This is a genomic window from Pelorhabdus sp. sgz311002, from assembly GCF_056134285.1.
Genome location: NZ_JBWBCL010000001.1, coordinates 95596 through 120101, shown reverse-complemented (window position 1 = coordinate 120101; position 24506 = coordinate 95596). Strand labels below are relative to the sequence as shown.

25 protein-coding genes and 2 pseudogenes are annotated in these 24506 nt (G+C 35.5%); 9 read left to right on the top strand and 18 right to left on the bottom strand.

Annotated features, from left to right (window positions below; translation table 11 throughout):
* Positions 1 to 233 precede the first annotated feature (233 nt).
* Positions 234 to 608, top strand: coding sequence for a hypothetical protein (locus AC0NJP_RS00590; RefSeq protein ID WP_474698430.1), 375 nt, complete (start codon positions 234 to 236; stop codon positions 606 to 608).
* Between the two features lie 81 nt (positions 609 to 689).
* Positions 690 to 911, top strand: a pseudogene (locus tag AC0NJP_RS00585) (hypothetical protein); the annotation flags it as partial.
* Between the two features lie 20 nt (positions 912 to 931).
* On the opposite strand, the gene AC0NJP_RS00580 reads toward AC0NJP_RS00585, so the two are convergent.
* The 3 genes and pseudogenes from AC0NJP_RS00580 to AC0NJP_RS00570 all read right to left on the bottom strand — a co-directional run.
* Complete coding sequence (locus tag AC0NJP_RS00580) at positions 932 to 1594, bottom strand: IS3 family transposase (RefSeq protein ID WP_474698429.1); 663 nt, start codon at positions 1592 to 1594, stop codon at positions 932 to 934.
* Positions 1578 to 1811, bottom strand: coding sequence for a transposase (locus AC0NJP_RS00575; RefSeq protein WP_474698428.1), 234 nt, complete (start codon positions 1809 to 1811; stop codon positions 1578 to 1580). The genes AC0NJP_RS00580 and AC0NJP_RS00575 overlap by 17 nt, the downstream gene beginning before the upstream one ends.
* Before the next feature lie 140 nt (positions 1812 to 1951).
* Positions 1952 to 2713: pseudogene (locus AC0NJP_RS00570) on the bottom strand (MBL fold metallo-hydrolase); the annotation flags it as partial.
* 153 nt (positions 2714 to 2866) lie between these two features.
* Here AC0NJP_RS00570 and AC0NJP_RS00565 point away from each other — a divergent pair.
* The gene (locus tag AC0NJP_RS00565; RefSeq protein WP_474698427.1) at positions 2867 to 3445 is read left to right on the top strand and encodes a helix-turn-helix domain-containing protein; all 579 of its coding nucleotides are present in this window, start codon (positions 2867 to 2869) and stop codon (positions 3443 to 3445) included.
* 122 nt (positions 3446 to 3567) lie between these two features.
* Here AC0NJP_RS00565 and AC0NJP_RS00560 read toward each other — a convergent pair whose 3' ends face one another.
* From AC0NJP_RS00560 to AC0NJP_RS00550, 3 genes are read right to left on the bottom strand one after another with little or no spacing between them, the layout of a single operon-like run.
* Positions 3568 to 4620 carry a hypothetical protein gene (locus AC0NJP_RS00560; RefSeq protein ID WP_474698426.1) on the bottom strand — a complete coding sequence of 351 codons (1053 nt, stop codon included), beginning with the start codon at positions 4618 to 4620 and terminating at the stop codon, positions 3568 to 3570.
* Positions 4617 to 5465 carry a TrbG/VirB9 family P-type conjugative transfer protein gene (locus tag AC0NJP_RS00555; protein ID WP_474698425.1) on the bottom strand — a complete coding sequence of 283 codons (849 nt, stop codon included), beginning with the start codon at positions 5463 to 5465 and terminating at the stop codon, positions 4617 to 4619. The genes AC0NJP_RS00560 and AC0NJP_RS00555 overlap by 4 nt, the downstream gene beginning before the upstream one ends.
* Before the next feature lie 5 nt (positions 5466 to 5470).
* Positions 5471 to 6175, bottom strand: a complete 705-nt coding sequence (locus AC0NJP_RS00550; RefSeq protein WP_474698424.1) for a VirB8 family type IV secretion system protein — start codon at positions 6173 to 6175, stop codon at positions 5471 to 5473.
* A 386-nt stretch (positions 6176 to 6561) separates the two neighbouring features.
* On the opposite strand from AC0NJP_RS00550, the gene AC0NJP_RS00545 reads away from it, so the two are divergent.
* Positions 6562 to 8637, top strand: a complete 2076-nt coding sequence (locus tag AC0NJP_RS00545; protein ID WP_474698423.1) for a MobA/MobL family protein — start codon at positions 6562 to 6564, stop codon at positions 8635 to 8637.
* A 19-nt stretch (positions 8638 to 8656) separates the two neighbouring features.
* On the opposite strand, the gene AC0NJP_RS00540 is transcribed toward AC0NJP_RS00545, so the two are convergent.
* From AC0NJP_RS00540 to AC0NJP_RS00530, 3 genes are all read right to left on the bottom strand, one after another.
* Entirely contained in the window at positions 8657 to 11140 is a 2484-nt protein-coding gene (locus AC0NJP_RS00540; protein ID WP_474698422.1) for a DEAD/DEAH box helicase family protein, read from the bottom strand.
* 236 nt (positions 11141 to 11376) lie between these two features.
* Complete coding sequence (locus tag AC0NJP_RS00535) at positions 11377 to 14619, bottom strand: DEAD/DEAH box helicase (protein ID WP_474698421.1); 3243 nt, start codon at positions 14617 to 14619, stop codon at positions 11377 to 11379.
* Positions 14612 to 15478: a hypothetical protein gene (locus AC0NJP_RS00530; RefSeq protein ID WP_474698420.1), complete on the bottom strand. Its 867-nt coding sequence runs from the start codon at positions 15476 to 15478 to the stop codon at positions 14612 to 14614. Before AC0NJP_RS00530 ends, AC0NJP_RS00535 begins: the two co-directional genes overlap by 8 nt.
* A 205-nt stretch (positions 15479 to 15683) precedes the next feature.
* On the opposite strand from AC0NJP_RS00530, the gene AC0NJP_RS00525 reads away from it, so the two are divergent.
* Positions 15684 to 16445 carry a DUF5710 domain-containing protein gene (locus AC0NJP_RS00525; RefSeq protein ID WP_474698419.1) on the top strand — a complete coding sequence of 254 codons (762 nt, stop codon included), beginning with the start codon at positions 15684 to 15686 and terminating at the stop codon, positions 16443 to 16445.
* Positions 16446 to 16555: 110 nt separating this feature from the next.
* On the opposite strand, the gene AC0NJP_RS00520 is transcribed toward AC0NJP_RS00525, so the two are convergent.
* The 9 genes from AC0NJP_RS00520 to AC0NJP_RS00480 form a co-directional block, all read right to left on the bottom strand.
* Positions 16556 to 17581, bottom strand: a complete 1026-nt coding sequence (locus AC0NJP_RS00520) for a topoisomerase DNA-binding C4 zinc finger domain-containing protein (RefSeq protein ID WP_474698418.1) — start codon at positions 17579 to 17581, stop codon at positions 16556 to 16558.
* Positions 17582 to 17611: 30 nt separating this feature from the next.
* Positions 17612 to 18793, bottom strand: coding sequence for a protein kinase domain-containing protein (locus AC0NJP_RS00515; RefSeq protein WP_474698417.1), 1182 nt, complete (start codon positions 18791 to 18793; stop codon positions 17612 to 17614).
* A gap of 119 nt (positions 18794 to 18912) precedes the next feature.
* Positions 18913 to 20001 (bottom strand): hypothetical protein, encoded by a 1089-nt coding sequence (locus tag AC0NJP_RS00510; protein WP_474698416.1) that lies wholly within the window; start codon positions 19999 to 20001, stop codon positions 18913 to 18915.
* 153 nt (positions 20002 to 20154) lie between these two features.
* A complete protein-coding gene (locus tag AC0NJP_RS00505; protein WP_474698415.1) occupies positions 20155 to 20373 on the bottom strand; it encodes a hypothetical protein in 219 nt (72 codons plus the stop codon).
* Positions 20374 to 20537: 164 nt separating this feature from the next.
* Positions 20538 to 20846, bottom strand: a complete 309-nt coding sequence (locus AC0NJP_RS00500) for a helix-turn-helix domain-containing protein (protein WP_474698414.1) — start codon at positions 20844 to 20846, stop codon at positions 20538 to 20540.
* Between the two features lie 79 nt (positions 20847 to 20925).
* Complete coding sequence (locus AC0NJP_RS00495; protein WP_474698413.1) at positions 20926 to 21054, bottom strand: hypothetical protein; 129 nt, start codon at positions 21052 to 21054, stop codon at positions 20926 to 20928.
* Positions 21055 to 21069: 15 nt separating this feature from the next.
* Positions 21070 to 21303, bottom strand: a complete 234-nt coding sequence (locus tag AC0NJP_RS00490; protein WP_474698412.1) for a helix-turn-helix domain-containing protein — start codon at positions 21301 to 21303, stop codon at positions 21070 to 21072.
* Between the two features lie 253 nt (positions 21304 to 21556).
* Positions 21557 to 21724 carry a hypothetical protein gene (locus AC0NJP_RS00485; RefSeq protein WP_474698411.1) on the bottom strand — a complete coding sequence of 56 codons (168 nt, stop codon included), beginning with the start codon at positions 21722 to 21724 and terminating at the stop codon, positions 21557 to 21559.
* 28 nt (positions 21725 to 21752) lie between these two features.
* Positions 21753 to 21980 carry a helix-turn-helix transcriptional regulator gene (locus tag AC0NJP_RS00480; RefSeq protein WP_474698410.1) on the bottom strand — a complete coding sequence of 76 codons (228 nt, stop codon included), beginning with the start codon at positions 21978 to 21980 and terminating at the stop codon, positions 21753 to 21755.
* 151 nt (positions 21981 to 22131) lie between these two features.
* Between AC0NJP_RS00480 and AC0NJP_RS00475 the strand changes: the two genes are divergently transcribed.
* The 4 genes from AC0NJP_RS00475 (at position 22132) to AC0NJP_RS00460 (ending at position 24464) form a co-directional block, all read left to right on the top strand.
* On the top strand, positions 22132 to 22473 hold the full coding sequence (locus AC0NJP_RS00475) for a helix-turn-helix domain-containing protein (RefSeq protein WP_474698409.1): 342 nt from the start codon (positions 22132 to 22134) through the stop codon (positions 22471 to 22473).
* Positions 22474 to 22493: 20 nt separating this feature from the next.
* Positions 22494 to 22919, top strand: a complete 426-nt coding sequence (locus tag AC0NJP_RS00470) for an ImmA/IrrE family metallo-endopeptidase (protein ID WP_474698408.1) — start codon at positions 22494 to 22496, stop codon at positions 22917 to 22919.
* A gap of 197 nt (positions 22920 to 23116) precedes the next feature.
* Positions 23117 to 23623 (top strand): hypothetical protein, encoded by a 507-nt coding sequence (locus tag AC0NJP_RS00465; RefSeq protein ID WP_474698407.1) that lies wholly within the window; start codon positions 23117 to 23119, stop codon positions 23621 to 23623.
* A gap of 238 nt (positions 23624 to 23861) precedes the next feature.
* Complete coding sequence (locus tag AC0NJP_RS00460; protein ID WP_474698406.1) at positions 23862 to 24464, top strand: hypothetical protein; 603 nt, start codon at positions 23862 to 23864, stop codon at positions 24462 to 24464.
* Positions 24465 to 24506 lie beyond the last annotated feature (42 nt).

The following is a 24506-nucleotide window of genomic DNA, read 5'->3' as shown; positions in this document are numbered from 1 at the left end:
ACCACCGATAATTCAAATTATCGCTCCTTTTGCAAAAATTTTGCTTACAAGAATTAATAATACGCCCGATCATTATACTTGTAAATACAAATATCGTATTTTTTAATATATATATTATTATTTTTATTTTTTCATTATAATAATATATATATTTTATTACGATTTTAGTATAATATATTTGAGTTTATTTAAATTAATCATACTTAAATAATGAATAAAAGGAGTCTCCTACTTTGAAATCGATAGAAAAACAAATTCTGGGATTAATTGATATTTCTAATACAGTACAAGCTAAAGAACTAATCGATATTTATGAGATTAGAGGCTACAAAGAAATTACAATTCGCAATACACTTTCCCAGTTAAAGAAAATTAATTGTATCGAATCTGTCTCTCGTGGAACATACCGAATTACGGAATATGGAAAAAAAGCGGCTAAAAGTTTAAATAATAAACGTCAACATGTAAATGAATCATTTAATAATAACTGGTGTGTAGTTATCATGCAAATTCCTGAAAAGCGTCGTAAACAAAAAGATACCTTCAAGTCGATTATTACTAATTTGGGCTTTGCGCAATATTATAGTAACATCTATATTTCTCCATGAGATTACGAAACAGCGATTAGAACTTCTCTAGAAAGATTAGAGCTAAAAGAATATGTAAATATTATTAAAGGCCCTTTTTCAATGACACCTATTACATTTGAACAAGCTTATAGATTATGGAATATTTCCAAACTGGAAAATCTATATAAACAAGAAGAACAATGGATTACCAAAAACTTTTCAAATATAGAAAAGACCATCCACGATTCGGATGATCTCAAGTTATTTAATAGCTATCTTGATTTAGATGAACATATTGACAATATATTACTACAAGATCCGTTTCTCCCCATACCATTATTACCGAAAGATTGGAATGGCAATCAGATTCTCAAGCTATTGACCAATCTGCATAATTTGATCGGTAATAAGCTCCGCCAAAACAGCTTTAAGGCCGCTGAAACCAGCTCGGTCTTCATGCGACTATCCATGGCCCAGCCAACGATTCTGCGACCAAATAAGTCCATGACTCCCGCCAGGTAGAGCCAGCCCTCTTTAGTCGCTACATAGGTTATATCTGAAACCCATTTCTCGTTAGGCCTAGTTGCCGTGAAATTTCGATTCAGAATATTATCCGCTACCGGGAGGCTATGCTTTGAGTTGGTTGTGGCCTTGAACTTCTTAGTAACTTTGGATCGTATTCCGTTTGCTCTCATAAGCCGAGCGACGCGCCCTCGACTGGCCTTTTTATGGTGCGGTAGATTTTCCGCAATCTGGGGAGCACCATATATTTTATGTCTTTCTTCGTGGATTTTCATAATGGTTTTCAGCAATTGCCGATTCTCCTGACTTCGTTTGCTTTCAGGTCTTTCGGCAAAGGGATAATAGCCGCTTCGAGATACTCCAAAGGCCTTACACATCTTCGCAATCCGAAATTTGAAGCGGTGTTCATAGATAAACATGAACTTTTTCATTTCTGATTTTTCGCGAAGTAGGCCGCCGCATTTTTTAGTATTTCGTTTTCTTCTTTCAGATCGGCAGTTCACGACGCAATCTCCTTAGTTCGCCATCTTCGGGCTTGAGATTGCCGCTACCGGGAAAAGAGTTAGCACCATCTTTTTTATACTGTCTGACCCAATCTCTCACAGTAGTATAATGTACGCCAAGTTCGTCAGCCATTTTGGTGATGGCCGTTTCCCCTTCGATAATCCGTCTTGTTGCCTGCTCTTTAAATGCCTTGTCAAATTTCTTCCGTTCTCCCATGTTGAATCCCTCCCATTTTATTATAGAGGGTATTCTCCATGTCCAACAATTCGACGCAAGGTCATAGTGTTATTTCTTATATCCAAAAAATTTAGCGATTGCTTATGCTAATAATCCAAGCTTTTTACATCAAAATCAATTTATTCGTTTGCTTGAAAAACTAGTGTAGTACCAACATTGTTTGGTATAAATGTTTCAGGCATTGCTAGGGCAATTTGATGAATAGCAGACCAACCAGTGCAATGGCCAGGCATTAAAAAGGTTGGTCGAATTTTTTGTAATTCATCAATTGTTTCAGGAATAATTTTTTCAAATATGCCACCCGTTAAGTGAAAACCACCTAATACAGCATAGACTTGTTGACAATTAGTCAGCATTTGAGCATAACGGATAGTATTAATAAGTCCAGAATGACAACACCCCGTAATTACAACCAATCCCTTTCCCTTCACTTTTACAATAACGCACTGATCATCCTTTATTACCGGATCATTTTCCCATTGACCTTCGCGTTTTGTATAGTGGATAGGAAATCCCTTCTCGAAATCAGTGGTTCGCGCAATTTCACCGGAAACTAGAATCATGTTATCAACTAAAAGAGTGGGATCTGTCTTATTAACAAAAACAACTTTTTCCTGTTGTGAAGTGGTTAATTGGGGTATTGAAACATTGTTTTCATACCCGTCCGGCATTACTACCATTCTTTCTAATAAAGCATCGGGATGAAATACAATTGGTATTTGATGCATCTTTAGTTTATCAATTAACGCAGTTAACCCCATAGTATGGTCCATGTGACCATGGCTCAGTATAATCGCTTGCATATAATTTACATTAATTCCCATAGTATTCATGTTATGTATAATCCCGCCAGGACTCATGCCTGTATCCAATAATACATTGCCTTGTTTATTTCCGCATTTAACACTGTATTATGAAAAGCTACACATAAAATAAAACTTTACTCAAAAGAAACACTTCCTTTTTATTTTTATTGTGATAAAATATAATATATATTATTTGTTTTACGGTAAATATATAAGTAGGTGATTGGGTTGAGTGAATTTGCAAAACGGCTGAAAGAAATACGAAAAGGAAAAATGACGCAAGGCGAGTTGGCGGATCTTTTAAATACGACTCAAGTTCAAATTTCTTTGTACGAGACTGGAAAAGATGAGCCAACACCAGAGCTTCTTGAAAAAGTCGCAGAAATCTTTGATGTGACAACGGATTATCTTTCTGGAAAAACACCCGCCAAAGATGCTTCTGTAGATACAGAAGCAGATACCTTAGCGCAGCGCATTAAAGTCATTCGTGTCTATTACGACAAGTCACAAGAAGAATTCGCTAAAGATTTATCTATCAGTCAATCAGCCCTTTCCTCGATTGAACACGGCACAATCCCTTCTGCAGAAGTCATCCAAAAGCTTGGTAAAATGGGGTTTTCCCTTGAATGGTTACTCTATGGAGAAAACAATCAGCCAACTTCGCCAAAACAAGTCTTGGAAGATACTGCAGCAGATTGGGAACGGACACGCATCAACAAGCTCTTAAATGCCCTTTCCCATGATAAGCTCAAACTTTGCCGTCAATGTTTGGAACTTTTCGTCTTATCCTTTACCAAAGAAAAATAGAATGTATACCTTTAGAGCAGGGCAAACGCCCTGCTCTTTTTCATTCCCCATACTGCATAAAACCAAGGCTTTTCGTCTGCACTACCCGTTTTTGCATATCATATTCGTTTGGATGATAGGGATCATAACCATAAAACTCCCCAGCTCTGGCTTTTTCTCTCTATGCGATTGGCCGTAAATTCAGCTTCTTGCATAGTCACTTGCTTCATAAATTCCGAGCCCTTGACTTCTGCCTGATCTATACTCTCTAAAGCTTCCAAAACTTCTGTCGTATTCTTTTTTTGCTGTTCACCTAAAAGGCCGTCTGTGTTTGTTTGTAGAACCTCTTCTTGCGCATTTTTTCTAAGCTGCTGATTTTGAAAAACTTTTTGTGCAGCATTGGCCGCATCCCGATTCGCATTTTCCAAGCTGGTATAGAGAAGAATTTCATACGCTTCATCATTCTCTGCTTTTTCTTTAATCTCCCGAAAAATCGCATCCAGCTCTGCTGCACTTTTTCCTGTTGGCATATCGCCAATTCCCTGCACAGCCTTGAAAACACTTTGCAACTCGGAATTCAGACCTGTAATCATCAAAATTCTATTATTGAGATTTTCCAACGTGTTCTCCACCGCAGCAATAGCCTGTTCTGTTTCCTTTACACTGTCGGCAAAGCGCTTAGTATCAAAGACATGCGCTGCAGGCGTTGCTGGCACATATGTAGCTGAAGCGGGGCGACTGGTTGTTGTACTAGTTGCCTGGTATGAATTCTGCGCTCTGATTGGTGAGTTTGTCCCCTGCCCACCTTGCCCCCCATTGCTGTTTAGATCATTCCCTTTATTTTTCTGATACTTGCCAATCTCCGAATACTTGTCTGGAAGCTGTTCTGCCGGTGTAGCAGCTGTTGCAACACTTTGACTAGAAAGCGGTTTATCTACTTTCTCTTTTGTCCCGAAAAACGTATTGCTGGCAGCTGCCGTAATCGCACAAAGTAGGACGGCTCCACCAGTGACCATAATGGCTTTTTTCTTTAAGGTTTTCGCCCGACTTTCTGGATCATCGTCATCCGAAAAATCTATTTCACCACTCTCCCCTATCTCTTTTTCTGCTTTTTCATCAAGTGTTTCAGTTTCCTCTTCTTCAAAATCTTCATCCCGCTTTTTATGAAACAGGCCTTTCACCTTGTCAAATATCACTTTTTATCACCACCTGTTAGAAGTTTTGGCAGACCTGATTCTTCTTTTTTGGGGTAAATATCTACATAGACATTGGCTGAATAATAAAGTCTGGCATGCGTAAATACACGATCTGCAATGAAATAGGCCCCGTGCACCCGGTAATTTACGAGCGTCAGTTTCTCTTTGTCACTGCTTTCGACATTATAAAGAACCGGCAAATCATATTTATTAGACTTTGGCATCTGAATATAGGTCCGTGTTCCATCATCAAAAACCTTCAGAGGAAATAAAGCCGTATCCGCTTTTTTACTACCCTTAGTTTCATAGGAATAGTTCATCGTTTTGGCTACATAACGCCCATCAACTTTTTCTGTGAAAATATCTAGAAATTCTTTTTCTTCGCGATTTTGATAAACTTCCGTATTTGCCAGTTTTCGATACATTTCTTCTGGATAGTCCCATGAAATGACGGGATTATATGTAGCCGCTGATGATACCGCTAAATGATAAGAACGTTTCTCCGTATTGATGATAAAATTTGTGCCAATATCCGCAAACTTTGGTTTTACATAAACATGAACGGTACTATCTACACTAGCCGTCTCAATATTCCAGCGCTCTGTATCTCCGGCTAAGACTCCCACTAACTTTTCATTCGGATGCAAAGAAATATCCGTCACGTGCCCAAGCTGTACATACACTTGATACACACTGCCCTCGTTATAGTCATACATCAATTTAGATGCAGAAACATAGGCATCTTCTGTTGTATAAAAGGCTTTCTGCTCAGCAAGGGCAATCAAGCTGGATGAATACATCGAAACCGCTATAGCTACCGCGATAAAAACTTTACGATGGTTCAAAGCAATCACTCCTTGCTTTCATTTTCTTTACTGATGGCTAAATCCTTAATCTTCAGGCCCAACGGATTAATGAGTAATTCTTCTTCTTTGCTCTGCGGTTCAATAGCAACAGAAAAGAGCGCAACATAGCTGACTTTTCTCCCCGTTGTATTGCCACTGATGGCATATTCCTCTTCAATCCAGCGAACCTGATAGGTTGAATTTGATCCTGGCTGCAATTGAATAGAACGGATCTGCGGCTGCACTGTCATGCGACCAAGGAGCCCTACTGGATTATCTTTCGATACGATTGCATTTATTTTCTGTGCTGCTTCCTGCGTCATAAAATGCCGAGAGCGATTCCAATTGTTTTTATATTGGACTGGATCAAGCGGAATGGTCCTTGTATCAGCAATAAACTGCGCTAAAAAGGTTTTGATTTCGGCCTCCTGTGGTTTATAGTTGGTTGCCTTTAATTGGCCGCCAGTTTCTACCTGCCCCGTGGCATTGTCCACACGAACGACATACGTTTTATAATTTGCTGTTGTCGCAATGAAAATAATGGAAAGCACACAAATGATCAAAAGCACGAGATATAGTAAGTTCCTTTTTTTCGCCACATCTTTATCTAAGGCCAGATTATATAAATCACTTTGGAACGTGCCTGCAGCTTTTCGGTCAAATACTTCTGTCGGTTCTCCTTTTGGGAAAAATTTCGTTTGCGGTTCCATATATTTCACCTCCTTTACGGTGAAATATTATCATTATTTTAATAAAAAGTAAATAATAATATTTGTCCAAAATAGTCTAGAATAAAGAATTTTAGTTAATATTTTTACCAAAATACAAATAATATTTGTTTTACATTTAGAAATAAAAATCATATAATATAAGTAGAAAAACGAATCAACGGCGAGAGCTAAAACCCATAATGCGCATTTACACAAAACTCTAGCGAGCTTTGTTGCGCCACCCTCCAGCTGGACCGGATTGCTACCTCCGGTAGACGGCTTTGCCGTGCTTCGTTTTCCTTCGGAACAACGAACCGAAAAATTTTTACAAATTTTAAAAAGAAAAAGCAGCCCCGAAAAATCCGGAGCTGCTAAAGGGAATAGCTATGGCCCATTACTATTTTGAAAATACACCTCATGGCACGCGAAAAAACGGCACCAAACTAAATACAAAAACACATTACGATTATATTTTCCGCAAAGGCGAATACGCCCATATGGAAAATCGCGAAGAGGATCTTGCTTTTACCGCTTATGGAAATATGCCGAGTTGGGCCGACCATCCGGGAATGTTTTGGGAAGAAGCGGAAGCCCACCGGGATAAACCAGATGGCCGTGCTTACCGGGAGTTTCGTTTTGCCCTGCAGGAAGAATTCACACTTGCTGAAAACATGGAACTGGTCGAACAGCTTTTAAAAGAAACCGGTATTAAGGATCACCATGCCTATTCCTATGCCATTCATGATAAAGCTGCTACATTTGATAAGAGCCACAAAAACATCCATTGCCATCTGATGTTTAATGAAAAAATTATCGAACGCGACCGACCACTTTCTCCTAATAAATTTTTCAACCACTATGCGATAAATCGGGCTGGTGAACCAACGCAGGGCTATCGCTCATCTAGAGAATTCATATCTAAAGAAATGACGTTTCATTTACGGAAACGCTGGGCTGAATTGGTCAATGAAAGATTCCAAGAAAAGGGGCTTTCCACTTGTATCAGTGAAAAGACCCTAAATGCCCAGCATGAAGAACTAGTTTTAGTCGGGAAAAATGACGAAGCTGAACTTCTCAACCGAACCCCGGCCCCACACCTTGGCAGCGCTTATCGAAATCCGGTAGTTATGCAAAAAATTATGGACCAAATTGAACAAACAGATCACGAATCAGATTTCCCGGAAAGTGTTGAAGAAACAGGCATTTCTTCTCTTTCTTCTAAAGAACAAAATATCTTAGTTTTTGCTAATGATGTTTTACTCCGCCAAGTCTCCCGGCAAATACAACTAGAACGTCTGCGGCTGCAAAAAGAGCAAGATGCGGAAAAAGCAAAAATTGAAGCAGCAGAAATCATGGAAGAACCGCTCATTATAACCATTGGTGATGTATATTCTTATCTCGAAGAAACAGCCTCTAATTACCGAAAGCTGGCAGATGATAAATTAGCTGCCTATAAATCCTTGAAACCACATATTCTTAACAATCAACAATTGCGACTTGCTGCACAGGATAAAGCCTTGAATCATCTGTACGATAAAACACGCAAAGCCTATGCAAAAACGGCTAAGGAGTTGCAACGTACAAAAGAGCTGGCTACTTCCCTTTATGGCGTTCCTGATAAAACGCATGAACTGGCCGAATACAGTAAAAAAATAAAGCTGCTTACCGAAAAACGCAATGTTCTTGGTAAGCAGCTCAATAATTATCGCCGCGCTATAAATGGTGAAGCCAAAGAAAAAATGGACGATATTTTTAAAGTTTTACAGCAGGAAAATGATGAAAAACTGCGTCAAAGTAAACAGCTTTATGTGGAATATCTTTCATTCAAAAAGCAGGTTGATAAATATAGTGAAGCTGCACAAAAACTTAGCACAGAAAATATGGATATCATACTTTTCACGGATAAGCTCCCGGCAGCATTAAATCGCAAATGTAAAATCGACGGCATCCAGCCTATTTCTAAGCTAAAAATTTTGGTTTATAAGAGTGATTCCTATGCCCTTTTAGAGCAGCTTCCTACCTCGGTAAATACAGCCAAAAATATAGATAATAGCTATACATCGACTGCCGTAAAACTTGGCGACAATATAAGCCGTGGCACGGTTCCAAAATATGAGCTTCAAATAACAACAGACAACAACAGTAAATGGAAAATCCAAAGTTCTTCTATTCCGATCAAAAATGATTCTACTCCTGAAGTTATCCGCCTCTATACGCCCCATGAATCACGACATAAAAATACAGCTTTACAAAAGAAATTAGCAAGACATCCACACCCCATTCTGCAGACTGCCCGCAATGAGCAGAAACAGGCAATTTCAGCTCATATTTCTGCACTCGCTGAAAGACTTATTTCAAGAGAAAAAGACCTCCATTTGGACGCTCATTGGAATAATGAATCAAACATTAAAGACAAGACAAAAATTGTTGAAGAAAAAATGTATCAAGGGTGGAATTTATAAATTTATTAATACTATAAAATCACTTGGTTTTTACATGAAATCGAGTAGTGAATGCATCAACAAATTGTCCTCCTAATAATCTAAACTGGCTCAATAAATGATTAATCTTAACTATATTAGTAAACGAATCTACCTGAGTAACATTTATTGCAAACTGCTCAACATTTGTTTTAAATTTTTCTAATAGGTCAGGAGTCATGATTCGTATACTAGCATTAGGTGAGCATGCATACTCAAAAACATTGCTGTTATGTATCATTATAGGAACGCATGTGCAACTATTACTCCTGTATAAGGCTTCAAACCAGTTTAATGAGCCATTTAATTGATTACAATCATGCTTACATATCGTATCAGTAATAGTCCCATTTTTGCATTCAATTACTAAGAACTTCGACGTGCCAATATCCCAGAAATTATCGGGCCCTTTTCCATATTCATCCTCTGGGCGATTCGAATATATTCCTAATAAAAATGAAATATCTTTTAACGCCGCCTCAAAAACCTTTGCAGTATCTTCTTCAAATGTCAATTTTTCCAAGATCGAATTAACTCTTAGAATATACTTATTAGATGTAATTCCATTTTGTGTCATATAATCAATAAAAAATTGAGCTTGTGCTCCAGTACGATTTAATACTTTAGTAAACTGAATGCCCTGTATTGGTTTTATGATCATTCGATTGTCCAAACTAGCTGATAACAGTATTTGCTGTGCTTCTTCCGGATTATAAAAATTAGTATACTCTGCAGTATATTGTTTTAGTAAGCCCTTAAGTTCCTTATCAGTAATATTGTCTTTTTCCTTTGTCAATATATCAGCCGCTTCGTGATAACGACCTGATTCGGCAACATCAAAAGCATTACGTATAGCTAGTAATGTATTATTTATATGTGGTTCCGTGCTATATCTTACAGATGATAATGTTTCTTTACTTACTGTAATCCAATCTATATTTCTAGACAAAGAATACTCTGCCAACCCCATGACATCATCTACTGTAGGCTTTGTTAATTGCTTCCATAGATCTTCTGATAATCTAAACTGTTGTCTTGTAGCTTCACTAAAGTAAGAGTAGCCATCTGAACCGTAAATAATATCCGCTAAACCCTTTCCTAATAGAACAACAACGCAATAGTCTGTGTTAGATCTCACTCCGCGTCCCATCCCTTGTTCTATTTTTTGAATTTGCTCGCGTCGCAATCTTTGATTATTTGGGTTTGCATTCTGTTCAAAGCAATCAAATTCACTCCGCATACTAGGTAAACCATCGATAACAAGTACCCGGCACGCATCATCGGGCAAATCAATTCCATCATATTTATTAATTAGGACAGTTACTCCCACATGTTCATGTTTTAAACGTTCGACCCCTTGATCCAAATTATCCTTATTGAGCTCCATATCTTCAATATCTCTCCAATATTTCGCACGATTATAAGATGGAACAATAATAACAACATTATGTTTAATCGACATTTCTTTGATCTTTATTTTTATTGCATCATCAGTAATTTGCTTGTTCATAACTTGGGGAAAAATTATTAATCGGTCGCCAATATCATTTGCTTTTTCAGGTGAAATAATAGTGGATAGCTCAGAAGAATTCAATCCTAAATCGGTACAAAATACACTGTCATCTGCCAGTGTTGCACTCATAAAAATTCTTCGTTCTGCTCTGACAAAGTTAGATATTTTGTGAATAGGAATGCATTTAGGGGTAATTTCAATGCACTTTGCAGAAACAACACAATTGCATAACGTTAAACAATCTTTAATTAACGGAAAATTAAATTCAATACTTTCCTGATTTGAAGTTAGTATTGTATATATTTCCCTGGATTTTTTCTGCCATTCCCAAAACGGAACTAACATGCTTGCAAAAGGATCATTATTATCAGCAATATCTAAATATTTATTTTCTGATTGAGCTTTAAGGGAGTTCTCAAATAATTCTAGTAAAGATTTGTATAACGGATTAGATACGGGAATAGATACAGTATATTGATTTTCCACTTTGGCCATACATGCATGTACATCATCAATAACAATACTTCCTATATCAACATTATTACCTAAACGCATACCAAAAACACTTTTGCCATTAACCAGTTTTTGAATATTAATAACTAAAATAGCTTCTTTACGTAAGTAATCAATATCAGCTTCATCATTTGTAACCTTAATTCCAAGTCTATTCGCTTCAGAGCAAACTTGCTGTATCAAATAATTATCAGGAACTACATATACAGCTGGTCCTTTTCCTTCATTTAAACAACTTTTTAAAATAATCAGCCCAACTACTGTTTTTCCACTACCAGTATTCATTTTTATTATACAATTTTTATTATCACGCTTTTCAAACCATTGTTTCCAAACTTCGCTTTGAACATCTCTAGGATATTTATATAGTTCATTTCTTGATGGAAGAGACATAAAAATATCCCTAGGTTCTAATTGTACTATACTAGACCGATTTCCTAACTTCTTAAAATCAATCATCCCTATCCTCCGTATCATTAATTATTCTTAAAAGATTAATCATTAATTTATTTGGAAAATTATTCTTCACACTTTTATTATATCGTATTTTGCATAATTTTGTTGGCTCCGGTCTTTTCTTTCACATAAAAAAAATACTCCCGTTAATGATTTTAATACATCATTAACGGGAGTGTGATGTGGTCAACAGTCTATGACGTGTTAGAAGCGCACCTACATCCAGAGTAAGCATATTTTTACTCAAGTTTACTATCCACAATCGCTTTAATAATCTCTCCCGAAACATTTTCCACATGGTACTTGCTTTGATTGATTTCTCGAATTAACTTCTTTATTATCCCTATGTTTTCAACTTTTATATCAACTTCCGGATGATCACCTTTTAAAATCTGCAAAACATTTTTCGTTGCGAATCGCGGCACCCCTGTCTTAGAAATAATAACCTCCTCTTTACTAGATACACCGTAATAAATATATGATGGTAACATTTTTGCATTATCAGTTTTTAAGTCATAACTCAATTCTTGATAAATATTTATTCCCCACGGCATATATGATTTCATCTGGCTATTTAAATATCTATTACATAATTCTATTACATCTTGTATAGATTGTTCTTCTCTTCTAATTTCGGCTGCAATAGTCTTAATCTTTTTTCCACTCACCCATCCAAGTAAAAGCGTTGCAATACTTCGTGGATCTAGTTTTCCTTGTCCTACCATTTCAATATTAATTTCCGGAATTCTGGCAATAATTTCAACAATTTCTGCTAATCTTTCAACATTCTTTGTTTGTAATATGATTTCAGAAACTTTATATTCGTTATCCCCCTCTTCCTTTAGCCTATTTATAAATGCACCTATAATAGCCTTCACTTTTGAATAACTAATATCACTAATACCGAGCTGATCTGCTTTCACTAGATCTTCTTTTTTCTTTTCCTTTGCATGTCGTACATATTGAGTCACAAAATTATTTAGTTTTCTCTGTGCATTAATAAAACCATCCTGCTTACTTAAACTATGATATAAAAAAGAATCATTTAATATAGTTCTAATTTTCGCCATATCCATTGGATTAATGTTGTAATCATATCCGATATTTAAAACATGGTTAATATACTGTAATAAATTTAAGACAGGCATATTTTGAGGATTTTTCAAGAAATCATAATCTAATAAAACTTGATTATCTCCACTAAAAAATGCATTTAAAGATGAAACTACCTCTTCTAAATCTGCTTTAATATATCTTATAGTATTTCCTTTAGTTTCCTTTTGAGATTTAACAAAAGATAAAATAATATATCCTTCCATATCTTTATAGGCTCTTCCTGCTCGTCCTGCTATATTCCAAAACTCTGCATTAGTAAGATAACGTGAATTCTGTCCCCTAAATTTAACTGTATCAAATATAACCGTATTAATCGGAAAATTCATCCCCTGCGCCAATGTGGTAGTTGCAAATATTATTTTCATTTGGTTTTTCCGAATTAAATCTTCAATGGTTTCTTTTACTAGGCTCGAAAGTCCTGAATTATGATAGCATACACCGTATTTTACGCACTCCAACAAAGCATCATTTTCATTAGTTTCTAACTTAATAATTTCCAATGCTTTCTTAACATCTAAATTTGAGCTCAAATCCTGCAATTTATTATGTTCAATAAAATATTTTGTTATTTGCTCTGCTAAATGTTTGGTCGTTCCACGTCCTGCGCACAACACTAAGATATTGCCTTCTTGATCAATAAAATCACGAAGTATAACGCATAATTTTACACCATCATTTATACTTTTAGCACCCAATTCTTCTTTCACAGCCACTGGATTGCTTCTCAATTTTATTTCGATATTTTCTGTACCTAGTTGATTTCTAGCTGACTTATAAAATTCTAACACAGAATCTTTTTTCTTATTTTTTAATAAATTACATCCTATATATTGACGTGTTGGGGTCCATTCCATTGAAACAACCGCAGAATTTCTTTTAGACTCATCCAACCATTCTCCAATATCTTCTGCATTTGAAATAAAGGGACTGAGTAATAAGAAGTTTGCTTCTTTCATTTTTTGTTTTACAGCTGCTAAAACCAATTCAAATTTAGATCCTCTAGATGCGTCTCCCAAATTATGAGCTTCATCTAAAATGACCAGTCTTGTACTCTTTATAGAAGGATGCTCTTGTCTAATTAATGATTCCAATTTTTCAGGAGTGCTAATTAAAATATCAATATGATCCCGATTTAATATTTCTTCTTCTATCTCATCTATATCGTAATACGGCAATGCAGTTTCAATATTAAAGTCGAATGCCTTAAAATCTTCCAGCAAATCACGTTTAACTTGATCGATTAATGCGTTTGTAGGCACTACATAACAAACAGTAGGGCTAAAATCTTTCGTTTTATAATTATGTAAACTGAACAAAATTTGCATTTCCGCCAACAAAGATTTCCCTGCACTTGTAGGCATTCCCACTATTATACTTTTCTTTGGTGTTAGTACTTCAGAAATGACCTCTCGCTGCGAAGGTAATAATGAATAAATATACCTACCATTTCCCGCTAAATTATTTTCAATAAACTCGCGAATTTTAGGAGATTTTTCTGCTATATTCCATATAGAATTTTCTGCAATCTGCCCATACGCATACTTCAATAAATGGCCTATTAATTTTAACTCTATATTTTCTACACCAAGCAAATGAAATACATTATATGAGTATATGTTAATTAAACTGTAAACATTTTGGTTTTCTTCATTGCTGATTTTCCCATTAAATAAATATTCTTTCAATAATCCTGTAAGATAAATAATATTGCCAAAGGCACTTATTTTCATGCCACTTTCAACACATATTTTTTCTTTAGCCAATTCAATCTCTTGTGCTTCGTCTAATAATTCTTGTGCTCGCTCAATATTAGAATTCAGATTTACCAACCCATCATAATTTTTGATATTACTAACCATCAAAACAATCAAATAATAGGTACTAAATTCTAATTGTTTCATAATATCCATACCAGAAAGTACAGATTTTTTATACGTTAATTTTTTATTATATTCTTCTATTACCAGATTGGATATTGTCTGCTTATCCGCTAAATAAGAAAGCATACTATACATAACAAGATATGATGAATTTTCTAGTACAGACTCCTGCGATTGATCAAATAATTGTTCATACAAAGATGCTGTTGTTCCATATAAATTAATCAACAGATTTTTTCGTTCCTTTATATCAATCGCTTCCATATTTGGGTTTTCCAAAACTAATTCCAGTAAAGCATTGAGAAGATTTGTTTTTGATAACAAGTCTTCTTTTGAATATATGTATTTGTTCTCAATTAATCCAAATTTATTATATATATGATTAGCATCCATAGCATTCAGCATGACACTAAGTGAAGAAATTTTCTCTTCACTCATATTAAAAACTGCTTTTATTGAGTTTATAATCATGTCAATGCTACTCATTACCAATCGCCTCTCTATAAACATCATTACTGAACTGAGTTATGGGTTGTTGAAATGCCAGTATAATATTTTCAATACTTTTACAATCTACGCCATTTATGCTAAAATCACAGTAATCTCCAGCGTCTTTATTTTTGATTATTTCTTGATTATTTCTTATGATAACAGGAAAAAACATTATATTTTTTACCAAATCAGCGCTTGAATTTACTATCATTCTAGCTAAAAAATTAACGATCATCTGTAATTCATTATCCGTCATTTTAATATTTCGAATACCTTGCATATATTGTAAAATTTCTCTAGTAACTCTTTCTTCTTTATTATCTACTGCTTTTTGGATATCTTCTTGCAACGAAACAGCTGAACTACACGGTATTTTTTTATCCTCTGAAGCTTTCACTTCACAAACAACAAATTTAATTTGATCATTAACTATTCTAATTCCGGGCACATCAATACCAGCTGTATGTTTATCAATATCTACTGGTTCAATATTTATCCGCTTATCTGCTTCATCATAAAATCTACAACCATATTTATTTTCCAGTAACTGTTGTGCCATCCACTCTGTAACTCTTTCTCTTCGAACATCAAAATGTGGAATTTTTGCTTTCTGTGGAATGGTAATTTCAGCTACTCGCTCATTAAATTTCTGGATAAATGCGGGATTTAAATTTTTTGAACCATAATAGTTTAAATCATAATTTTCCGCATTATGTATTTTAGATGCTCTTATCTTTGATATTAAATAATCTTTTAATTCATCAAAGCTATGGTCATCAGCAATGTCATATTCAAATAATTTTACATTTAATCCATTCGATTTAGTTGACAGTAGTTCTTTAATAGCCGCCATGCTGAACCTCCTAGTCATCTTTAATATTTCATATTATATCAAAGTTTTATTGCCCTTTCCATAAGTTTTTGGTATAATATTAAAATTGCTTTTTTATTTCAGCTTTTATAGATGTGTTATGTAAAATATATCGTTTCAATATCGACAAAAATTTACCATTTATTTTTTTGAAATTTATAAATAATTTAGTGAGGAGAAATCTTTTATGTTACTTTTAGACGTTCCTTATGCGGAAAAAGATAGTGTAAAAGCTTTAGGTGCTAGATGGAATCCTGAAATAAAACGCTGGTATGTAAAGAGTCGTTCTGAATATTACAAATTTCTAAAATGGATTCTCAATAAAACTAATAATGGGGAAATAGAATTTCTTTGTGATTATATATACATTGTAGAGAGCAAACAAACCTGCTATAAATGCCAACACGAAACTCCTGTTGTTTGCTTTGGTGTAGAACGCTCTTTCTGCCTTGATTACGAAAGCTATTATGACGAAAATAATAACTTATTTGAAGATGCTGATACTGGACCAATTAAATTTGACGATGAAATTCATATAATGCCTTCGTTTTCTCCAATTCCAGAAAGCTTATTGAAATATCTGGACGAAAATTTTCATTATCATATGGGTTATTCAAATTTTTGTGGATATAGTTATTTAGCAAATCATTGCCACCATTGCGGTAAACTTCAAGGAAATCACTTCTTATTTGATGAACCAGAAAGTCCTTTTTATATTAATTCTGCAAAAGCTGCAGCACAATTAAAATTATATAAACTCTCTCTACCTTATGATTTGCCAGTATATGCTGAAATTACCTTTGGCTCTGAAGATATCTATATAAAAAAGTGTGCTCCAATTTATCGTTTAGATTTTCATAGTAATAAAATAGAATTGGAATCAGAGCCTCTAATTTCTTTAGATACACTTTCTCCTTCCTCCTCAAATACATATTTTTCAATAAAATAAATTATTCTATATACATAAAAACCACTTCCATCCATGGTATTTATTCCCATGAGTAGAAGTGGTTTTTATGCATGCAGAAATTAATAACTTAAAAAGTTGATGTTAGTATATCATGACTTCATGACAATTTCACCTGTCTCTTTATCAATATTTACTGTAAATCTACAATGCGGATAATTGCCACAGCCCCAAAACTCTCCATATCTCCCCATACGCTCTACAAGTTTCCCTCCACAATTGGGGCAAATTCTCTTTGAAAAACAATCATATCTTTCATCATCAGCTTTATTCATATAAAACAGCTTCCGCTCTTCTATATTTTTTTGAAAATCTTCCATCTTCGCTATCCCAGCTTCTGCTGAGCAAAAAATCTTATCTTCTGCTGCAGAGATACAAAACTCACACCCACAACAATCATCTATAAAATTAGCATATGGCTTGCCATGCCATTTCCGTCTGCTCATTGGACAATAATCTACATGTTCAGTATATCCACGTGAAATAATTGGCATAGGCTTAGCTACGCTTATAAACTTTTGTAGACATTCTTTTTCAAAGCTATTGTAAATCCATTTTTTCTGTTCTGAATCTTCGAAGATAATTTTTTCCAAATCCTCTTTTTCTAAACTTTGCTTATAGGCACTTAAGTCTATTTCTATTGTTGATATTCCACTATTTTTTATTTTCAATGCCTTATCTGTATCAACAGCATGCGTAACATAAATTTCTACATATATTTTTTTCTGATCACTAATCAAAACAACATCTGGAATAATATTTTCCTGCCGCTGCTCTAAAAGCACTTGATCAACCTTGATTTCCTTTGCTTCCGAAAGCAATATTCTTTCCCTACCGCTTCCTGGAAAATTAAGATAGACAGCTGGAATCATAATTTTTTTATGTTCCATTATCATTTGTTTTGCTGCTAAATGCAATGATGTTTCATATCCATATTTACATTCTTCTGAGTCATAATGTGCAAAATGATGCATCATAACTTTTCCTTTTTTGGCGATCAATTTTCCATTACAAGCCGGACAGAAACATTCACATTTTAACCCATTAGAAACATTTGATATATGTACCAGATTTCCATTATGTAGAGCATAAATCATATGAAACTGTTTTACGGACATATTTACAGATTCCTTTCCTATTTTTATAAATTATCCAATATAATTTAGTGTTCGAAAAAAATCCGTCATTTCACCAACGGATTGGTATCGCTTTTCTTTATCAGGAAACATTCCCTTTTTAACAAATTCTCTAAGAGAGGTATTTTTTATTTCGCCTGTATTTAATTTGCCTGTCATAATAAAATAAACCAACAATGTTAAAGCATAGGTTTCATGAATCATGCTATAATTCTGAAAACCTTCTAGTCGTAATGTTGGATCATTAAACGAACCTTTAAATTCAGTACCAGCCGTTGTTAATGTGCTATCAGGACGTTTGACTAAGCCAAAATCAGCAATCTTAACAACAGGAACATCATCATATAATTTTAACAAAATATTATTATGACTAATATCCCTGTGTAATCGCCCTTTTGAGTGAATATATTGAAACGCGCGCAATACTTGATTTACAATACCCTTGCGTTGCACTATATCCAATTTATTATTATTTTGCCTAATATATCTTTCTAATGTGCAGTCCATAAATTCCATAATATATTCATTAGCTATTTCGTCATAACGATAAACCTTGACTATATATGGAGAATTCAACCTTTGCATTTCTTCAAATTCTTGTTTAAATCTTGCCACCTCTTTATCATTCAACTCTTTCTTTGCACGTTTTAAAGCAAACCATGTTTGATAAAACGAATCTTGATATTTGAATACCTTCGCATACGATCCCTCGCCAACCAATCGTAATGAAAATGTTTTTACATCACTAGACCTTTCTACAGTTATAGAATCTACAAGAGTAAAAATTGGCAAACTATAATACAACTCAACTTTTTCCATATTCGAAGGAATTTCACTTCCTCCACTCTTTTTAAGAAATTTTTGTGATTTTTCAATCAGGTCTGCATAATATGAATCAAAATCAAATGCAAACTTACTATCTTTTAAAGTTCTTTGCAAGCCAGTAGAAATATCAATTGCACGTAGCAGTTCTCTACTAGGATCAGCCCAAAAATGCGCTGTATCCTCATTTGTAGGAAGCCTATCATTCATAGTCTTATATGTAGAAATAAAAATACTATGTAATGTTGAAAGAATTTCTCTCAATTTATCATGTTCAATATTATGATATAAATCTTGATACTCAATATTAATATCCGATTGTAATTCGCGGTATTGCATTTCAATATAATTTTCTATATTCAATATGATCACTTCCTAAATCTATTTACTGTAATATTATACCACCATAAAACATTTATTCTTTATGCAAACTAAAAAGATCTGTCACATTTTAAATGCCACAGATCCTTTTAGTTTATATAAAACGTTAATCAGATAGATCTTTCCCGTTCATGTTCCTGACTCTGCATATTTGCTTTAGATTCAATGCGCAAAAGCACTTTTCTTGGTTTTTTAGTACTAATTTTATTATCAGAAACCTTATCCTGAATGGATGGCAATCTTTTTCCCTTCACTAGATCAGATACACGCTGAATCACCTGCTGCTGCTCTATTGTTTGTTTTTCTTCCTGTGTCCCTCTTTCTGCAGCCTGACGATTCTTTTCCAGTGGTGAAAGATTTAACACGCTTTCTTTCTTCGACTGCAAATATTGGATACCCTTATCAAAAATGGATGAAGTCTTTTGAATAGCCTGATCCACGATTCTATAGGTTTTGTCCCGAACCGCAGCTTTTATTTTATCCGGTATTTCTCGAATACCAGTACAAACCTGCTTTACCTGTTCACGCGCCTCTTTCCATAGAGCAGCTGCAATAACCGGTTTTTGCCAACAAATATCTTCACGAAGATTTTCTATATCAGAAACAAATTTTTTGCCATTATCCATTAATTTCTGCATTTCTTTTGGCGAACTATCCTTTGTCTGCTCCTGCATTTGTTCAATAATATTCTTGATTTGATCCATTTCCCGCTGAACCTGCCGCTCACGTTCCATAAGCCTTTCATATTCCGTTTGTAAAAAAATACTAGCTTGCTGAAAGGAAATTACCGTTTTATCCGAAGCAGCCATAACGTCCTGCTCAGAGTTTGCCTTTTTCTGTACTGCCTGTAAATTTTGCAAATTTTCCTTGATGATTTCGGCTGAAGCGCCCTTTCGTTTAGCTTCCATGCCGATATGCTGCCGTGTAACCTCGCTGATCGTTGGCACATACTCGACGCCAGTTTCAAGCCAATCTTTCAACATACGTCCAGTTTCTTCAGTAGGAACGTCTATTTTTCCATCGAACAACCCTGTACGATCTTTGCCAGCTTCGGCAACGTGGTTCTTATTATCCATGTCAAGAACCACCGTAAACTCGTATTCAAGGCCATCGCGCTGAACAGGAGCCATCCCTTTTTTTACTGGGGCAACCTTGCCCTTTTCATTTTTTTCTAGCTCATACGCTGTTTTAGAACGCATCGTGACAATTACGTGTCCCCGCTATGCGCATCGCGTTCTTGCCGCGCCGCCGGAACATTGGACTGCGATCATAATTCGGTTCTTTCTTGGGTTTTGGAACTTTAGCAAGCTCATCAAGCTCTGCCTGGCTTGCGAATCGAACTGTGCAAGAGCTCATAAATGAGTGCCCTCCTTTCGGACTCGCATCCATGGATGACCTCTGCGATTTTTCAACGTCTTCTCCATTCCTGCCATCACTGCTACGGCTTTACCTAGCGTGCCATATAGAAGCGGGTCCCCATGAAAATAGCAATGGTCACAGAGACTCTCGCCCATCGGCGTAATCGGCTTAATTCGGAAAAACTCTCCGTCTCGCACGATTTTAAAATTCATAGTGCAAACCTCCATGTGTAGATTTCAAGAACAATTAAAACGAAACCAAGGAAAATACTAAGCTCGATTGGGTAATCGCAAACCAAGAAATCTTTCACGCCATCGCCTCCGTTGACGTTGACTATTTGGCGTGCTATACTGATTTTGAAATTTAAAAGTAGAGCCTACGAAAACCGTCTGTGCGCCAACACAGGCGGCTTTTTCTTTTTCCAAACCTTCTGCATGCTGAGCTTTAATCTACCAAGCCAGTAATCGACCAGCTCATCATTGCAACCGTAAACTTTGTCCATAAGCAAAATCTCATCTTTCAGTGGCTCGCGTTCGCCACGTTCAATTCTCCCAAGCGTTTCAGGGCTTTGACTAAGCCGTCCCGCTGCCTGTTCACGATTTAAGCCAAGTTCTAACCGAAGCGCCCGATAAATTGATATTTTTCGATTGCTCAGCATTGATTTAAACCGTTCCAACTTTGCCAAGTTCTTCACCCCCTCTCGCGGGTATAATAAAATCAAACCTCACCCTTCCGCTCACCATCCCCCATGGTGGGCAATTTTTTTAACTATAAAGCCCTGCAACAATTAGAGCGAATATGGCCATAATGAAGAATAAGACCATGTCGGCTGGCAATACTTTAGTATTTCTTCTCTGGATGCGAACTGGCTTAACATTACGGTGAATGAGCATTGTTAGAGCCTCCTTTTAACCGACTTCCTTGGGATTTATCAGAACAATGTTATTTAAATCATTTAAATCACTCAAATCATAGCCTTCGTATTTAACTAAAAACTCGTCTAAAGCCGAGCAACGAATTTTATAACAACCCAGTTTTAAAACAGGAAGTAATTCATGCCTAATCAGTGCATACACAAAATTCGGATTAGTTTTTAGTATTTTTGATACTTGCTTCACCGTGTAAAGTCTCTCAATTTCCAAACAAGTCCCCTCCCTTAAGTTTGTTTACCGATAAATTCAAATCACCTTAATATCTTTATCTAGGTACTTCTCATCATTGATAGATTCCAATTTCCTAATCATAGAGATTAGTTGCAATTGTTCAGGACGATAAATTCGTCTACCTAATTTGCGATTTAATAACCAGAGCAGTGAATGAAATTCTCTTACCGCCTCTTCACTAAGTTTCAAATAAACCATTGCTAAAACGCTCCCTTCGCTATATAAAATTTTCTCAAACCAGTTTATTGCCTGATTTACCGTATCCGATTTCACGACTAATCAGCATCAAGATAAATGCTGTCTTGGATACACCTAAAAGCTGCACATGCTCTTCCAAGCGTTTATTCATCGCTTTCGGAATTCGAACCGACACCATTTGCTTTTCAAGGGTTTCTATCATGCTTTCACGCTCCTTTCTCAGACAGTTTTTACACGCTTTTCGTTTTGAGTATTTTGTACTCATCACATTCTAAAAAAATATCACTTAAAGAATAGCCGAGGATATTAGCTATTTTAGCTGCAAGAACTGTATCTACATTAACTTTACGTCCGGTCTCAATATTGCTATATGTATCCCTACTAATACCGACTTTTTCAGCTATTGCCTTTTGTGTAAGGTTAGACTTTTTCCTAGCGACTAATAGTGCCAGCCTCATAGGCTCCCCCTCCTTTGCGTATTTTATACTCATATTATATTGAGTATTTTCTACTCTGTCAATATTTTTTGTGCTTTTTTTACTCATTTGTTGTATTTTTTACTCATAATGTGTAATCTTAACTTATAAGGATAAATTCGAGGTGCGTAGTATGAGTATTTTTTCAGAACGTTTACAAGAAATACGGAAAAAATCAGATCTCTCTCAAAAGGAATTTGGCAGCAGAATAAAGGCTTCGCGTGACCAAATATCAAATTGGGAGCAAGGTCGTGGTGAACCAGATACTGAAACAATAAAAAAAATAGCTGATCTTTTTAATGTTACGACAGACTATCTTCTCGGACGCACCAACGATCCGCAAACACAAAAAATTGAAACGCTCGCGGCGCACCGGACCGACGATCCGACTAAACAGCTTCCACCAGAAGCACAAAAATCACTTGAAGACTTTAAAAAATTCTTATTTGAAAAGCACGGGCTAAAATTTGAATAAACCCCTGGGGAGGGGATAGGGTGAACAAACTTCTTTCTCTTGCCGAGCAAGAAGGAATTTTAACGACTACTTATCCATTAGTACCACCGCTTTATGGCGTATACCTTAACTGCGGTGATTCTGCAGTAATTGGCTTAAGCTCATATATAGAGACAGCAGCTGAGCAAAGATGCATAATGGCAGAAGAACTCGGTCACCACTTCACATCTGCCGGAATCTGCATACCCAAAAAAGAATTTTATTGTTTTACTGAACGAACAGAGGTAACGAGAGCCGAGTATAAAGCTTTAAAATGGGCCGCGAATCATCTCATACCGGAAGACCAGTTATTAGACGTGATTAGTAGCGGATTGTACCAGCCTTGGGAATTAGCCGAACATTTTACTGTAACAGAAGCGTTTGCGGTATTTAGATTAAGATTATTTGGAGCTAGAGGACTACTATAAAAGAAGACAGAAAAAGGCATAAGAACAAAAAGCTCTTATGCCTTGATTTATATGGATATACACCTATGCTGCCTAACCAATTCCTAGAGCTTAGCAAAAAGAGGTGTACACGTTAAGCCTCACAAATTTTCTATATTTGCAGCTTTTAGATTAAGATTGTTTGGTGCAAAAAAACTAATCTAAGTGAGGGAAATATTATGAAAAAAACAATTAGAATTTTTTTAGTAGCTTTATCAGTTATTCTCATCAGCAATATTTGCAGTGCAAATGATCGGTATCAATTAATCCTCTCAAATGATAGCTACGTCCATTTTTTTGACACTCAATCTCTTAAATTTGGCAAGGATGCTAATGGTAATATAGATCAATCTGTGCTTGATGTATGGATTAAAATAACGTATTTAGACAAAGGTCGTCAAATATTTATCCAAAGGCTAAAAGAGTACAACTTATATACGAGTAAGTACGATGATCTCTCATATACTCTTAATCACATTACTTTTAATCTAAAAACCAATCAAATTTGCCTTTTTGCTAGGCTCGATTATTCTAATAGTAAAGGTCTATTGGGCAGTTTTACTATTCCTGTTTCTAAAAGAGATTGGGACAATATAACACCTTCATCAGTTGGAGAAGCTTGGGAAAAATTCATATCTGATTACGCAAATTCTCATCAGGATGAAATACTAGCTAGAACTAAATGATGTAAGATATATGTCTAAGCACTGTAATGTACGAGCCTTGGGAGTTAGCTGAACATTTTGATGTTGCAGGCGAGTTGCGACATTTAGGTTGAGACTGTTCGGATCTAGGAGGCTATTATAAAAGAAGGCAGAAAAAAGCATAAGGACAAAAAGCTCTTATGCCTTAATTTATATCCCCCCTATGCCGTCACAAGGTTATCATGGGAGGCCAAAAATAAAATAAGTCAAGGAGGACTATATGAAGAAAGTAACGCTTATAATTATTTTATTTATATCTATTCCTATTATTTGTTTCGCAAACCAGATAACCTATTTCGATCAGCCATTACCGCCATTCCTTGATATACCTCAAGGGACCGAAAAAAACGACATCCATAAATTTATGAAAGAACGCAATGCTACAACCGTAACGTGGAATGAAAAGTATTTTAATCGAATAAATGAATTTCCATGCTTTATCCAGTTTGAATTTAACAAAGACGACAAACTTTATGCCTCAACAGCAAACATCCCTCAAACAAATTCAAATTACGGTCTGGAAGTATTTTTGCACTTTCAAAAATTATTTTCAGATAAGTATGGTGCGTCTGAAGCCATACAGCTAAATCCAACAAGTTTACGATGTTCATGGTTCTTTAAATCAGCTAGTAATAACTTAAACAATATTTCACTTATTTTTACAGATAACCCCTATGCCAATAGCAATCAATCTTTACGCTATCCCCAAACCTATGAAGGAAGTTTAATGAGAAATTACTTAACTGCACCATTTGTAGTTATTATCGCCTACAACAATAACGATTTGTCTCCAAACAAGCAGAGCGCCAAAAGTGATATCTAGTCGACCTAATTTAATACCGTATTATCACTTTTGAAAAAATAT